We start from the raw sequence: 13,449 nt of genomic DNA on the forward strand, positions 1-13,449 counted from the left end.
CCGGTCATGACTGTTACTGATATCGCCCGCCCACAATCGCCCAACCTGTCTCTCTTCACCCGCTTCATCAAGCAGGTCCGCAAGGTTCCGTTCTCCGTTTCCTTCGGCATCGTCTGGCTGATCGGGATGGTCCTGGTTGCAGTGTTCGCAGATGTCATCCGCCCCTATGGCATTACCGCCATGGATCTGCGCGCCCGTCTGTCGCTGCCGGGCAATCCCGCGCATCTGCTGGGTACGGATGAGCTGGGGCGCGATGTCCTGTCGCGCCTGCTTCAGTCGATCCGTGTGTCGCTGGCGATCGCCTTTGGTGCAACGATCATCTCCGCCGTGTTCGGTACCGTGCTCGGCTTTGCCGCGGCAAAGTTTCGGGGCGCGGTCGAGCATCTTGTCCTCGTTCTCGCCGATTTCCAGGCGGCCCTTCCGTTCCTGATCATGTCGCTCGCCGTGCTTGCCTTCTTCGGTTCGTCGATGCCGCTTTTGATTGGTTTGATGGGTTTTTATGGCTGGGAACGCTATGCCCGCATCGCCCGAGGTCTCGCGATTTTGGCCAGCGCGCAAGGCTATGCGTCTGCCGTTGTGCAGCTCGGTGCTACGCCTGGACGCGTCTATCTTCACCACATCCTGCCGAACGTGGCCTCGACGCTGATCGTCTCGATGACGCTGACCTTTCCGGAAATCATCCTGATGGAGAGCGGGCTCTCGTTTTTGGGGCTCGGTGTGCAGCCGCCGGAAACCAGCCTTGGCAACATGGTCGGCTTCGGCCGCGAATACCTGACACGGGCGCCGTGGATCATGCTGGCGCCGGCCTTCGTCATCATGGTGACGACACTTTCCATCTCGCTCGTCGGCGACTGGCTGCGCGACAAGCTCGACCCGACACTTCGCTGATCACATCTGAGGAGCCCACAATGACGAAGATCACCGGCCACCGGGGAGCCCGCAATCTCTGGCCTGAAAACTCCATGACCGGCTTTCGCAACGTGCTGGATCTCGGTGTGGATGCGATCGAATTCGACGTGCATCTGACCGATGCCGGCGAACTGGTCGTCATCCACGACGCGACGCTCGATCGCACGACGGACAAGACCGGCCCGGTCCGCTTGCTGACACCGGACATGCGCGGCGAAACGCATCTCGACGGTTCTGATGACACGGTGCCGACGCTGGCCGACGTCCTTGCCGTCCTTTCGAAATCCGAGGGCAAGCAGCTGCATGTCGAAATCAAGTCCGACGAAGCAAAGCAGCCCTATCCGGGCATTGCGGAAAAAGTCGTCGCGGAGATCGAGCGGTTCGGTCTGGCAGATCGCTGCCATCTGACCTCCTTCGACCTCTCCGTTCTCGAGGAATGCCAGCGCATTGCTCCTGATATTGCGCGCCTCGTGTCCGTCAATGCGGAATGGGCCGACAAGCAGGGCGGCCTCGAACTCTTTCTCGAGAAGGTCGACGGTCTCGGCGATATCATCGCTGTCCATCACGAACTGATGGATGCCGAATGGGAGCTTATCACCGGCAAGCTTCCGCTTGAGTGCCTTTGCGTCTGGACCCTGAACGACGAGGCGCTGATCCGGCGCTGGCTCGAACGGGGCATCGGTCACCTGACCACCGACAGCCCGGACCTCGCGCTCAAGCTGAGACGCGAGATCCAGATCCAATCCGAACCTGCCTGAAAAGGAATACGACAATGAGCCACATCATCGGCACAGGCTTCAACGCCGGCTCCACCAATGGAGAACTTGAAAGCCTAGAAAAGGAACTTCGCATCCTGAGCGAGATCGGCGTCGATACCGTCGAACTCGGCCTGACCAGCCTCGATCTAATCGCTGGCGGACGGATCATCGAAGAACGCGCAGAACGCCTCGTCGCGCTGACGAAGCAGTTCGACTTCCGCTACACGGTTCATGGCCTGGTGTCCTCCAACTTCATGGAGCCGGAAACCTGCCGCTACCAGCTCGACGCCGCCAAGGCGCTTGCGCAGATCTGCGACCGGATCGGTGCCGGCATCCTGGTCCAGCACGGCGGTAACCTCCGTGCCGAGCAGATCTTCGAGCGCGCCGAAGCCGACGCCCGCGAACGCGAAGCGCTGTTCGAACTCGCCGAATTCTGCAAGCCTTACGGTGTTCGGGTCGCCTTTGAAAACATCTTCACCACGGAGCCCGGCCAGTATCGCCAGACGCCCACCCAGATCGCCGAAACGGTGAAGACGGTCGGGCATCCAAACCTCGTGGCGCTGATCGACTTCAGCCACGCCTATATCGAATCGACCTATCGCGGCCTGAACTTCCGCGAGGAACTGCGTGCCATGGCGCCTGTCGCCGGCCATCTGCATGTTCATGACAGCTTCGGCCGCCCGCAGGCTTTCTACAAGGGTTTCCACGTGCAGGAAAACACTGCGCTCGGCATCGGCGATCTGCACATGCCGCTCGGCTGGGGTGACATCGACTGGGAAGATATCTTCTCGGAACTGACCTTCCTGCCCGGCACCGTGCTGATGATGGAAATCGGACGCCGCTACCATGCCGAACAGCCTGCAAGTCTGGAACGGGCGAAAGGCCTTATGGCCCTGAACGACCGCACCGCAGCTATCGCGGCAGAATAACGTCGAAAGGGGCGGGGAGGGACACTTCCCCGCTCTGGCCTTTTGAGGTCCGCCCTTAGGGAACCGTGAGTTCCAGATTGAGACGGCCGGATGCGCCATCGAGATGATCGCGCATGGCGCTTCTGGCACGGGACGCGTCGCGGGCCGCAATCGCGTCGCGGATTGCCACATGTTCTGCGATCGTGACTTCCACGATCTCCTCCAGCACCGCCTTCGCCCTCGCGGCGTTGATGGTGAGCTGGATACGCTCGGCGATGAAGCCGATGAACTGGATAAAATAATCATTGTGGGTCGCGGCCGCGACAGCGCGATGGAAGGCGAGATCGGCAGCGATGCCTTCCTCGGTCCATTTGGCGGCACCGGTCATCTGCGCCAGAACCTCGTCGAGGCGCTTCAGATCATCAGGCGTATGGCTGACGGCCGCAAGCGCCGCCGCCTCGACTTCGAGCGCGAGACGCAGCTGGAACAGGTCGCGGAAATTCTCGGGATCGGAGAGGTCAGCCGGCTCGACGCGGATCATCTGGCGACGATCCTTTTCCGTTGCAAAGGCACCGACGCCCTGGCGTGTCTCCACCAGTCCTTCGTTGCGCAACTGTGCGATGGCTTCGCGAACGACCGACCGGCTAACGCCGAATGTCTGGGCAAGAAGATGTTCGGTCGGCAGCTTTTCTCCGGACGCGATCCGTCCCTCGACGATCTCGCGTCCGATTTCCGCGGCGATCCGGGCCGGTAGATGCGCGTTGCGCCTGATCTGGTTGAAATCCGTCAAAGCCAAGGCCGCCTTCCTGTTCCGGATGATTTCTACGACTCTGCCGATAAATTCAACTGGCATCCCGGGTTCATCACGAGGTCGGGATCGATCGCCCGCTTGATCGCAGTCAGCAACCTGCGTTTTACATCGGGCAGTCTGGTATCGAAATCCATCTGCTTCAGGCGGCCGATGCCGTGTTCGGCGCTGATGCTGCCGGAATATTGGTCCACCACCTCGTTGAGCACGGTCTTGGATCGATAGATCCGTTCAGCTTTGTCCGCTGCCGAAAGATCCGAAGGCGGCAAACAGTTGAGATGAACATTGCCATCGCCGACATGTCCGTAGGACACGCAGATGCAATCGGGCAGGGCGGCATGGATCGCATCTTCCGCATCACGGACGAAGGTGGGCAGTTGCGACAGTGGCACGGAGACATCGCTTCGCATATGCGCGCCCCGCTTTGCCTGTCCCTCGTTCATGCCCTCGCGGATCAGCCAGAGGTTTTTTGCCTGCGCCTGAGAGGATGCGAGTGTCCCGTCGAGGACGAGACCGTCCTCCATCACGCCTTCCAGAAAGCGCTCCATCAGGTCCTGGATGTCGACAAGGCCGCATCCGGATATCTCCATCAGGACATAGGCCGGATAATCGCCCGACATCGGCAACGGCAGGTCGGGGATCGCTTCTCTCGCGAGCGTCAAGGCGAGAGGCGGCATGAATTCGAAGGCCGACATCAGGTCGCAGCAATCCCGGCGGGCGCGACGGTAAAGCGTAATGACGTCCTCGAGTGAGGCAAGGCCGAGCAGCGCAGTCGCAACCTGATCGGGGTAGGGGGTAAGCTTTACCGAGACGGCGGTGATGATCCCGAGCGTGCCCTCGGCGCCGATGAACAGCTGCTTGAGGTCAATGCCGCGGTTGTCCTTGCGCAGGGTCGAGAGCCCGTTGAGGATCGAGCCGTCGGGCAGCACCACCTCAAGCCCGAGCACAAGCTCGCGGGTCATGCCGTAGCGAAGCACGTTGATGCCGCCGGCATTGGTCGAGACGTTGCCTCCAATCCGGCAACTGCCCTGTGCACCAAGCGCAAGCGGAAAGAACATCGCCTTGTCGGCGATCGCGTCCTTGAGTTCGGAGAGGATGCACCCGGCCTCGACGACGGCGGAAAAATCGTCCGCGTCGATATTGCGGATCGCGTTCATCCGCTCGAGACTGATGACGACCTGGCGTACCGGATCGTCCGGTATGCCGCCGAGCACGAGCCCGGTATTGCCGCCCTGCGGAACGATCGCCAGGTTCAACGCGTGACAGGCCTTCACACAGGCGGCGACGTCCTGCGTCGAGCGCGGCCGGAGAACTGCAACGGCGCTGCTGGAAACGTCGCCGTGCCAGTCGCGGCAGTAGCGCGCAATTTCGGTCTCGTCGCGGATCACGATGTCGCTGCCCAACGAGGCGGTCAGCGACATGGCCGGGCTATCCTCAAGATCCAATGCCATGGTGTCTCTCCCTTGGGCTCATCCGTCCGCTCTTTGGAAAGGCGCGGCTTCTTGATAACCTCTTTTTCACCCGGTAAGGCTGGACAAACCATATAAGGTTATCAGACAACCGTACAAGAAAAATCATACCGGGTTCGCAACGCTCTGCGAACTCTTCGGAAAAGGGAGGTTCCATGCATATCTTGATTATCGGCGCGGCCGGAATGGTCGGGCGCAAACTGACGACGCGGCTGCTTCGGGAGGGAGCGGTCGGTGGCGCCGCGATCGAAAAATTGACGCTGGTCGACGTGGTCAGTCCGGAAAAACCCGAAACCACCGTGGCGATCGACAGTTTCGCGGTGGATCTGTCGACGCCGGGCGTCGCCGAAACCCTGGTCGAAGGTCGCCCGGATCTGATCTATCATCTCGCAGCCATCGTCTCGGCCGAAGCCGAACTCGATTTCGACAAGGGTTACCGGATCAATCTCGACGGCACGCGCTATCTGTTCGATGCGATCCGCCTGGCCCACCAGGCTGACGGCTACAAGCCGCGCGTGGTCTTCACATCGTCCATCGCCGTGGTCGGCGCGCCCTTGCCGCTGTCGATCCCGGACGATTTCCACCTGACGCCGCTCACCAGCTACGGCACCCAGAAGGCGATGTCTGAACTGCTTCTGGCAGACTATTCGCGTCGGGGATTTTTCGACGGCATCGGCATTCGCCTGCCGACCGTTTGCATTCGCCCGGGCAAGCCGAACAAGGCCGCATCCGGCTTCTTCTCGAACATCCTGCGCGAACCGCTGATCGGTGAGGAAGCCATTCTGCCGGTGCCTGAAAGCACCCGCCACTGGCACACGTCGCCGCGCTCGGCGGTCGGGTATCTTGTCCATGCGGCGGATCTCGATCTGGCGCAGCTCGGGTCGCAGAGAAGCCTTTCCATGCCCGGCGTCAGCGCCACGGTCGGCGAGCAGATCGAAGCATTGCGGCGCATTGCGGGCGACAAGGCGGTCAGCCTCATCCGGCGCGAGCCGAACGAGATGATCATGAAGATGGTCGCAGGCTGGGCTCCGGGTTTCGAGGCAAAACGCGCAATCGAACTGGGGTTTACGGCAGAGAACAACTTCGACGAGATCATCCAGGTCCATATCGAGGATGAACTTGGGGGGAGGCTGCCATGACTGTCGCAAACCCCTCGAAAAAGATCGCCTTCCTCGGAACAGGTCTGATGGGTGCGCCGATGGCGCGCCGGCTGCTTCAGGCGGGATATTCTCTCACCGTCTGGAACCGCAATCCGGATAAGGCCAAGGCGCTGGAAAGCGATGGCGCGACGGTCGCGCCGTCTCCGGCAGAGGCCGTCGACGGCGCAGATATCGTCATCACCATGCTGACGGATGGCAAGGCCGTCGGCGACGTGCTGTTCGAAAGCGGTTGTGCCGAGCGTCTGGCTAAGGGCGCCAAGGTGATCGACATGAGTTCGATTGCGCCTGCCATTGCCAAGGAACATGCCGCAAAGCTTGAGGCATTGGGCATCGCCCATGTGGACGCGCCGGTGTCCGGTGGTGTCGTCGGAGCGGAGGCTGGCACGCTGGCGATCATGGCGGGCGGCGATGCGGATGTGGTCGCAAGCCTCCAAGAAGTGTTCACGGCAATGGGTCGGGTAACGCATGTGGGCCCGAGCGGAGCGGGACAGATCTGTAAGCTCGCCAACCAGCAGATCGTTGCGGTCACGATCGGTGCGGTCGCCGAGGCCATGATCCTTGTCGAGGCCGGTGGTGCTTCCCGCGAAGCCTTTCGCAACGCGATCCGCGGCGGCTTTGCCGATAGCCGTATTCTCGAAATCCATGGCCGCCGTATGGTGGAGCGGGCGTTCGAGCCGGGTGGTACGGCAAAGAACCAGTTGAAGGATCTCAACGCCGTCATGGACGTGGCCGACGCCCTTTCCCTCACGCTGCCTCTGACCAGTGGCGTCAGGACAGAGTTTACCGATTTCGTCGAGGGCGGCGGCGGGCCGCTCGATCACAGCGGATTGCTCCTTCATCTCGAAAAGCTGAACCCGTAGTTCTTTCGAAAGGCTTGACCCGGCTGGCTGAGGCGATACCTGATAGGCTGTCGATTGAAACGAAGCGCTGAGGGGGATGCTTTTGTCAAAAGATACCGGGGAAAAGACCCAGGCCTGGAAAGCTCTTGCCGAGCGGGAGCTGAAGGCTTCACCTGACACGCTGGTCTGGCACACAGCGGAAGGCATCGACATCAAGCCGCTCTACACGGCTGACGATCTCGAGGGGATCTCGCATCTCGATACGATGCCTGGGATCAAGCCTTTCGTGCGCGGTCCGCGGGCGACCATGTATGCCGGTCGACCCTGGACGATTCGCCAATATGCCGGTTTTTCGACGGCGCAGGCTTCCAATGCCTTTTACCGGCGTAATCTGGCTGCCGGCCAGAAGGGCTTGTCCGTCGCCTTCGACCTTGCCACCCACCGCGGCTACGACAGCGACCATCCGCGCGTCGAGGGCGATGTCGGCAAGGCCGGCGTCGCGATCGACTCGGTCGAGGACATGAAGATCCTGTTCGACGGCATTCCGCTGAAAGACATGTCCGTGTCGATGACCATGAACGGTGCGGTGATCCCTATCCTTGCCTCTTTCATCGTCGCCGGCGAGGAACAGGGTTGCGAGCGCTCGCAGCTTTCGGGCACGATCCAGAACGACATCCTCAAGGAGTTCATGGTCCGCAACACCTATATCTATCCGCCCGAACCCTCGATGCGGATCGTTGCGGACATCATCGAATACACCGCAAAAGAAATGCCGCGCTTCAACTCGATCTCCATTTCCGGCTATCACATGCAGGAGGCGGGTGCGACGCTGGTCCAGGAACTGGCCTTCACGCTGGCCGACGGTCGCGAATATGTGCGCGCCGCGATCGCCAAGGGCCTCGATGTCGACGAGTTCGCCGGACGCCTGTCCTTCTTCTTCGCGATCGGTATGAACTTCTTCATGGAGGCGGCGAAGCTGCGCGCCGCCCGCCTTCTGTGGTCGAGGATCATGGAGGAGTTCGCGCCGAAGAAGCCGGGCTCGCTGATGCTGCGCACCCATTGCCAGACGTCAGGTGTCTCTCTTGCAGAGCAGGACCCGTACAACAACGTCATCCGCACGGCATACGAGGCAATGTCGGCCGTGCTCGGCGGCACCCAGTCGCTGCACACCAACGCGCTCGACGAGGCGATGGCGCTGCCGACCGAATTCTCCGCCCGCATCGCGCGCAACACGCAGTTGATCCTCGCCCACGAGACAGGCGTCACCAAGGTCGTCGATCCGCTGGCCGGCTCCTATTATGTCGAAAGCCTGACCAGCGAGCTTGCGGAAAAGGCCTGGGCGCTGATCGAGGAGATCGAGGCGCTCGGCGGCATGACCAAGGCTGTGGCCGACGGTCTGCCGAAACGGCTGATCGAGGAGGCGGCGACGCTGCGCCAGGTCAAGGTCGACCGCGGCGAGGAAATCATCGTCGGCGTCAACAAGTACAGGCTTGAGACAGAAGACGATATCGACATCCTCGCCATCGACAATACGGCCGTGCGCAACGGCCAGATCGAGCGGCTGGAAGACGTGCGCCGCAAGCGCGATCCGCAAAAGGTGGCAACGACGCTTGCAGCCCTTGGCGACGTCGCGACGTCGGGCCGCGGCAATCTTCTGGCGGCTGCGGTCGAGGCAGCGCGCGCGCGTGCCACGGTCGGTGAGATGTCGGACGCGATGCGCAAGGCGTTCGGCGATCATGCGGCCGTGCCTGACGTGGTCAGCGATATCTATGGCCCCGCCTATAAGGGCGACCCGGAATACGAGACGCTGACGAAGCGCCTTGCCGAATACACATCGTCCAATTCCAAGCCGCGGATCATGGTCGCAAAGCTTGGCCAGGACGGCCACGATCGTGGCGCAAAGGTCATCGCCTCGGCCTTCGGCGATATCGGCTTCGAGGTTCTGGCCGGCCCGCTGTTCCAGACTCCGGACGAAGCTGCGGATCTGGCGATAAAGCAAAAGGTCCAGGTGGTCGGCATGTCGTCGCTGGCCGCCGGACACAGGACGCTTGCCCCGCAACTGGTCGAGGCGCTCAGGCGCAAGGGTGCGAAGGATACCATTGTGGTAGTCGGCGGCGTCATTCCGCGACAGGACTACGACTACCTCCTCGAAAACGGCGTCGCTGCCGTATTCGGGCCCGGCACAAACGTCCTCGATGCCGCCAACGCCGTGATCGATCTCCTCGAAGGAAAACGCCGGAATGTGTGAGGCACAATGATCGGGAAGCTTAATCACGTGGCGATCGCGGTACCGGATCTGGCCGCGGCAGCCGATCAGTATCGCGGCCTCGGTGCTTCGGTCTCCGCACCGCAGGATTTGGCCGAGCACGGCGTGACTGTCGTGTTCGTCGAACTGCCCAACACCAAGATCGAGCTTCTTCACCCTTTCGGAGAGACGTCAACGATCACGAGCTTCCTGGACAAGAACCCGTCCGGCGGCATTCACCATCTCTGCTTCGAGGTCGACGACATCAACGACGCCTCAGCAAGGATCATCGAGACGGGCGCACGGATTCTAGGTGACGGTCAGCCGAAGATAGGCGCACACGGCAAACCGGTGATCTTCGTTCACCCAAAGGACTTTCAAGGCGCGCTGATTGAGTTTGAGCAGGCCTGACGGGCGAGAGACACGGAGCATGAGGCTTTCCGGTCAAAGCAACCAATCTAGTCGCTCATACCGAAGCCGGTATCTCCTGAAGCCACGGGTGACGGTCTCTGTCCGAGACCACGTAGCGGGCTATGTCATCGGCATAGCTTGCCGTCAGGTCGAGATCATCCCAGCCGTTGAGGAGCTTGGTGCGCCAGACGGGCTCGATCTCGAAGCGGAAGACATGGTTGGCGAGCCGGATTTCGCAGGTGTCGAGATCGACAAAGGCACGGTCCTGTCCATTTTCCAGCAGGGAAAGAATGGTCTCCGCATCCTCTTCGGTCACCCGCGCCGGCAAGAGGCCGTTGTTGACGGAGTTGGACGCAAAAATGTCGCCGAAGCTCGGTGCGATGACACAGCGAAAACCGTAGTCGACAAGCGCGTAAACGGCGGCCTCCCGCGAGGAACCTGCGCCGAAATTCCGGCGTCCCACGAGGATTTCGACGCCTGCGCGGGCAGGGTCGTTCAACGGGAAATCCAGGATCGGATTGCCTTCCCCGTCGAAGCGCATGTCATACAGAAGGTACTGGCCGTAGCCCTCCGATCGCGAGCGCTTCATGAAGCGCGCCGGGATCAGCTGATCGGTATCGACGCTTGCAAAAGGCAGTGGCGCAGCTTTTGCGTCGAGGGTCTTGAACGGTCTCAACTGCGGCCTCCCATCAGATCACGAACATCGGTCAGGTGACCGGTCACCGCTGCCGCGGCGACCATGGCCGGCGACATCAGGTGCGTGCGTGACTTCGGCCCCTGTCGGCCTTTGAAATTTCGGTTGGTGGTGGAGGCGCAGCGTTCGCCCGGTGGAACGAGATCACCATTCATGCCGACACACATCGAACAGCCGGAATCGACCCATTCCAATCCGGCATCCACGAAGATCCGGTCGAGGCCCTCTTGTTCGGCCTGGTGTTTGACAAGCGACGATCCTGGCGATACCAGGCCCGGAACGGCAGATTTTCGGCCGGAAAGCACGGCTGCGGCTGCTCTGAGGTCTTCGATGCGGCTGTTGGTGCAAGAGCCGATAAAGACGCGGTCGACCGGAATTTCCGTCAGAGGCATGCCGGGTCTCAGTCCCATATAGTCGATCGCTTCGCGCGTATGGGCAGCGCGTGACTCGTCGGTCATCGCGTCCGGCATGGGTACCGCGGATGTGATCGGCAGCGCGTCTTCGGGGCTGATCCCCCAGGTGACAACAGGTGCAATCTCGCTGCCGTCAATCACCAGCTCGCGCTCGAAGGAAGCGTCGCCGTCGCCGCGCAGGGAAAGCCAGGCTTCGGCTGCACGTTCGAAGAGATCGCCCTTCGGTGCGAGCGGACGGTTGCGCAGGAAATTCACCGTCGTAATGTCTGGGGCGATAAGGCCGCAACGCGCGCCGCTTTCGATCGAGAGGTTGCAGAGTGTCAGCCGACCCTCCATCGACAGCCCCTCGACCGCCGAGCCGGTGTATTCGATCGCATGGCCCTGGGCGCCATCGGCACCGATCGCGGCGATCATCGCTAGAGCCATGTCCTTGGCGGTGATACCGGGCCCAAGCTTGCCGTCGAAGCGGACCCGCATCGATTTCGGCTTTTTCTGCCACAGGGTCTGCGTCATCAGGACATGCGCCACTTCCGAAGCGCCGATGCCGAAAGCGATTGCACCGATGGCGCCATGCGTCGAGGTGTGGCTGTCGCCGCACACGATTGTGGCGCCGGGCAGCGTGATCGCCTGCTCCGGGCCGACCACATGGACAATGCCCTGGCGCGGGTCGTTTAGTCCGAAGATGCGGACATCGTTGGCAAGACAGTTCTCCTCCAGCTGGGTAATCATCCCCGCGATGGCGGCATCGATCTTGGACATGTCGCGTACCCGCGTCGGCGCGTAATGGTCTACGATACCGAAGGTGAGGTCCGGCCGGGAGACCCGCGCGTTCTTGTCCTTCAGCTTGTTGAAACCGTGGAACGACCCTTCGTGAACCAGGTGCCGATCGATGAACAGCAACTGCTGACCATCGGTCTGTGATGCGATCACGTGGTTCTGCCAGATCCTGTCGAACAGTGTCTGTGGACGGTGTTCCCTCGGCATTATCAACTCCTCAAGGCCGGCTAAGGCCCTCAAAACCTGTATTGAGATTAAGACAGATTCAATTTGCAAATCAAGCGATGATGACAGACGATCCGAAGTGTTCGAATTCTCGTGAAGGGTGATGCATGTTTTCTCCTCAATGCCTTGAAGGCCGCGTCGCCATCATCACCGGAGCCGGCGGCGACATCGGGCGAGCGATCGCCAAGAGGTTCGCCGGGGCGGGCGCAAGCGTCGCAATGCTCGATCTCGACGCCGTTCCAACCGACGGTTTTGACCCGGATCGCTGCCTTGCAATGCCATGCGATGTTGCCGATCCGGCTTCGGTCGAGGCCTGCATCGACGCGGTCGCGAGCCGCTTCGGCCGTATCGACATTCTCGTCAACAACGCCGCAACCGAAACCCCGCTTGGCACCGTCTGCGACATACCGTTCGAAGGCTGGCGCAAGACACTGGATGTCAATCTCACGGGCGCCTTCCTGATCTGCAAATTCGGCGTGCCGCATCTCGCTAAACAGGGCGGGGTCATCCTCAATATCGCGTCCCAGCTCGGACATGTGACGACGCCCGGGCGTGCCGCTTATTCGGCCAGCAAAGCCGGTCTGCATTCGCTCACTCGCAGTCTTGCGCTCGATCATGCCGACCAGGGCATTCGTGCCGTCAGTCTTTCGCCGGGTGCGGTGCTGACGAGCCGCGTCACCCGACAGGCCGGCAGCGAGGCGGCGGTCATCGAAGCGCTTGCTCCGCTTCATCCGATCGGCCGGATCGGCACACCGCAGGAAATTGCCGCGACGGCGCTTTTCCTCGTCTCGGATGATGCAAGCTTCATCACCGGCACCGACGTGCTGGCCGACGGCGGTTATACGGCGCGGTAGTTCACGAGGCATTGGTCTGATCGGCAAGCCAGCGGACATAGTCTGCGCAGGCCTCGTCCGGCGCCATGAAGCGGAAGCCGAAATCCGTTTCGAATTTCTTGGCCGAGACCGCATGGCGACGTCGGGAGAGATCGTCGTTGAAGGCGATCGCGCTGTCGCTGCCATCTGCCTTTCCGTCAGCATAGTACCAGCCCGGATAGGCTTTCGCCAGAAGCGCACTGAGTCGGCTTACATGCCAGGTTTCGCCAACACTGAGATTGTAGAGATCGGACGGTAGGCTTTCCCGCGTTGCAAGCAGCGCAAGCGCTTTTGCTATGTCTCGGCTGCTCGTCCAGTCTCGGGCACCGCCTATAGGCAGGAGAACATCCTCACCCGCCACGGCCTTGGCGGCGATCTGGAACGGCGGGCTCATCGTTTCGCGCACGCCGGTTTCATGCTCGTGCGGCCCGAACACCGCCGTGATGCGCGCCCGCACAGTGGACATGCCAAAACTTTTCCCCGCTTCGACAACCAGTCTCTCGCTGGCAAGCTTGGTAAAGCCGTAAAGCGTCGCGGGCATCGGGTTCGTCTCTTCGGTCACGGCTGTACCATCGAAGGGTGCCGCGCCGTAGACGGCGGATGAACTCGGGTAGACGAAGCGGCGGATGCCGGCTTTTCGACCCTCCTCAAGCAGGATCGCGACCGAGACCGTATTGACGTCGAAGGCGTCGCTTGCCGATGCGATGGCGCTGTTTGGCCCAAGGGTAATCGCGGCGGCATGGATGATGCAGCTAATGTCGTGGCGCGAGAGAATGTCAGCGATCGCCACGCGATCGCGGACGTCCGCCAATTCGACCGCGACACCCGGCTTTGCGGCAAAGGCTGCGGGAAGGGCGCGATCGTTGAGGGCAACCACCGGTTCGCCAAAGGCATTCAGCACCTCGATCAGGTTCAACCCGAGGAAGCCACCGGCACCCGTTATCAGAATGCTCATCGAGTG

13 protein-coding genes are annotated in these 13,449 nt (G+C 61.5%); 8 read left to right on the forward strand and 5 right to left on the reverse strand.

Translation table 11 applies throughout. The features are described from left to right. Nucleotides 1-6 precede the first annotated feature (6 nt). The 3 genes from J3A65_RS01035 to J3A65_RS01045 are packed head-to-tail and all read left to right on the forward strand — an operon-like array spanning nt 7 to nt 2,596. On the forward strand, nt 7-888 hold the full coding sequence (locus tag J3A65_RS01035; RefSeq protein ID WP_209898595.1) for an ABC transporter permease: 882 nt from the start codon (nt 7-9) through the stop codon (nt 886-888). 20 nt (nt 889-908) lie between these two features. Continuing rightward, nucleotides 909-1,667 (forward strand): glycerophosphodiester phosphodiesterase family protein, encoded by a 759-nt coding sequence (locus J3A65_RS01040; RefSeq protein WP_209898598.1) that lies wholly within the window; start codon nt 909-911, stop codon nt 1,665-1,667. 14 nt (nt 1,668-1,681) lie between these two features. Further along, the gene (locus tag J3A65_RS01045; protein ID WP_209898601.1) at nt 1,682-2,596 is read left to right on the forward strand and encodes a TIM barrel protein; all 915 of its coding nucleotides are present in this window, start codon (nt 1,682-1,684) and stop codon (nt 2,594-2,596) included. Nucleotides 2,597-2,651: 55 nt separating this feature from the next. On the opposite strand, the gene J3A65_RS01050 is transcribed toward J3A65_RS01045, so the two are convergent. Then, on the reverse strand, nt 2,652-3,371 hold the full coding sequence (locus J3A65_RS01050) for a FadR/GntR family transcriptional regulator (RefSeq protein ID WP_209898604.1): 720 nt from the start codon (nt 3,369-3,371) through the stop codon (nt 2,652-2,654). Nucleotides 3,372-3,397: 26 nt separating this feature from the next. Beyond that, a complete protein-coding gene (locus J3A65_RS01055) occupies nt 3,398-4,834 on the reverse strand; it encodes an FAD-binding oxidoreductase (protein WP_209898607.1) in 1,437 nt (478 codons plus the stop codon). A gap of 173 nt (nt 4,835-5,007) precedes the next feature. Between J3A65_RS01055 and denD the strand changes: the two genes are divergently transcribed. From denD to mce, 4 genes are all read left to right on the forward strand, one after another. Continuing rightward, nucleotides 5,008-5,991, forward strand: coding sequence for a D-erythronate dehydrogenase (denD, locus tag J3A65_RS01060; RefSeq protein ID WP_092664406.1), 984 nt, complete (start codon nt 5,008-5,010; stop codon nt 5,989-5,991). Then, entirely contained in the window at nt 5,988-6,872 is an 885-nt protein-coding gene (locus tag J3A65_RS01065) for an NAD(P)-dependent oxidoreductase (protein ID WP_209898610.1), read from the forward strand. The genes denD and J3A65_RS01065 overlap by 4 nt, the downstream gene beginning before the upstream one ends. Before the next feature lie 82 nt (nt 6,873-6,954). Beyond that, entirely contained in the window at nt 6,955-9,099 is a 2,145-nt protein-coding gene (scpA, locus tag J3A65_RS01070; RefSeq protein WP_245341382.1) for a methylmalonyl-CoA mutase, read from the forward strand. Between the two features lie 6 nt (nt 9,100-9,105). Further along, a complete protein-coding gene (gene mce / locus J3A65_RS01075; protein WP_092664412.1) occupies nt 9,106-9,507 on the forward strand; it encodes a methylmalonyl-CoA epimerase in 402 nt (133 codons plus the stop codon). A gap of 55 nt (nt 9,508-9,562) precedes the next feature. Here the strand turns inward: mce and leuD are convergent, their stop codons facing one another. Then, complete coding sequence (gene leuD / locus J3A65_RS01080; protein WP_062576678.1) at nt 9,563-10,183, reverse strand: 3-isopropylmalate dehydratase small subunit; 621 nt, start codon at nt 10,181-10,183, stop codon at nt 9,563-9,565. Further along, nucleotides 10,180-11,598, reverse strand: a complete 1,419-nt coding sequence (gene leuC / locus J3A65_RS01085) for a 3-isopropylmalate dehydratase large subunit (protein ID WP_209898616.1) — start codon at nt 11,596-11,598, stop codon at nt 10,180-10,182. Before leuC ends, leuD begins: the two co-directional genes overlap by 4 nt. A 125-nt stretch (nt 11,599-11,723) precedes the next feature. On the opposite strand from leuC, the gene J3A65_RS01090 reads away from it, so the two are divergent. Beyond that, nucleotides 11,724-12,470 carry an SDR family oxidoreductase gene (locus J3A65_RS01090; protein ID WP_209898619.1) on the forward strand — a complete coding sequence of 249 codons (747 nt, stop codon included), beginning with the start codon at nt 11,724-11,726 and terminating at the stop codon, nt 12,468-12,470. A gap of 1 nt (nt 12,471) precedes the next feature. Here the strand turns inward: J3A65_RS01090 and J3A65_RS01095 are convergent, their stop codons facing one another. Further along, nucleotides 12,472-13,443, reverse strand: coding sequence for an NAD-dependent epimerase/dehydratase family protein (locus J3A65_RS01095; RefSeq protein ID WP_209898621.1), 972 nt, complete (start codon nt 13,441-13,443; stop codon nt 12,472-12,474). Nucleotides 13,444-13,449 lie beyond the last annotated feature (6 nt).

The sequence above is a fragment of the Rhizobium sp. PvP014 genome (genome assembly GCF_017876855.1).
GTDB lineage: Bacteria > Pseudomonadota > Alphaproteobacteria > Rhizobiales > Rhizobiaceae > Neorhizobium > Neorhizobium soli.